The 1,246-nt window shown below is 52.5% G+C and carries 1 rRNA gene; it reads right to left on the bottom strand.

The features are described from left to right. Window positions 1-1,246 (bottom strand): 23S ribosomal RNA (locus tag N518_RS0115325); the annotation flags it as partial.

Genomic DNA, 1,246 nt, shown 5'->3' with positions numbered 1-1,246 from the left:
GGGGAAATCTTATCTTGAGGTAGGCTTCCCGCTTAGATGCTTTCAGCGGTTATCCCTTCCGAACATAGCTACCCGGCGATGCGACTGGCGTCACAACCGGTACACCAGAGGTTCGTCCACTCTGGTCCTCTCGTACTAGGAGCAGATCCTCTCAAATTTCCAGCGCCCACGGTAGATAGGGACCGAACTGTCTCACGACGTTCTAAACCCAGCTCGCGTACCTCTTTAAATGGCGAACAGCCATACCCTTGGGACCTGCTTCAGCCCCAGGATGAGATGAGCCGACATCGAGGTGCCAAACACCGCCGTCGATATGAACTCTTGGGCGGTATCAGCCTGTTATCCCCAGAGTACCTTTTATCCGTTGAGCGATGGCCCTTCCATACAGAACCACCGGATCACTAAGACCTACTTTCGTACCTGCTCGACTTGTGGGTCTCGCAGTTAAGCGCGCTTTTGCCTTTATACTCTACGCGTGATTTCCGACCACGCTGAGCGCACCTTCGTACTCCTCCGTTACTCTTTAGGAGGAGACCGCCCCAGTCAAACTACCCACCAGACACGGTCCTCGACCCAGATTATGGGTCAGAGTTAGAACCTCAACATTACCAGGGTGGTATTTCAAGGATGGCTCCATAGGAACTGGCGTCCCTACTTCAAAGCCTCCCACCTATCCTACACAAGTAAGGTCAAAGTTCAGTGTCAAGCTGCAGTAAAGGTTCACGGGGTCTTTCCGTCTAGCCGCGGGTACACTGCATCTTCACAGCGATTTCGATTTCACTGAGCCTCTGCTGGAGACAGCGCCGCCATCATTATGCCATTCGTGCAGGTCGGAACTTACCCGACAAGGAATTTCGCTACCTTAGGACCGTTATAGTTACGGCCGCCGTTTACTGGGGCTTCGATCAAGAGCTTCGCTTACGCTAACCCCATCAATTAACCTTCCAGCACCGGGCAGGCATCACACCCTATACGTCCACTTTCGTGTTTGCAGAGTGCTATGTTTTTAATAAACAGTTGCAGCGGCCTGGTTTCTGCGGCTGCCGACAGCTCAAGGAGCAAGTCCTATCACCATCAGCAGCGTACCTTCTCCCGAAGTTACGGTACCATTTTGCCTAGTTCCTTCAGCAGAGTTCTCTCAAGCGCCTTGGTCTACTCGACCTGACCACCTGTGTCGGTTTCGGGTACGATTCCTGTGTAACTGAAGCTTAGAGACTTTTCTTGGAAGTATGGTATCGGCCACTTC

The sequence above is a fragment of the Acinetobacter sp. UNC436CL71CviS28 genome (assembly GCF_000620525.1).
GTDB classification, from domain to species: Bacteria; Pseudomonadota; Gammaproteobacteria; order Pseudomonadales; family Moraxellaceae; genus Acinetobacter; species Acinetobacter radioresistens.
The sequence above is the reverse complement of the archived record's forward strand: the minus strand, read 5'-3'. Positions and strand labels throughout refer to the sequence as shown.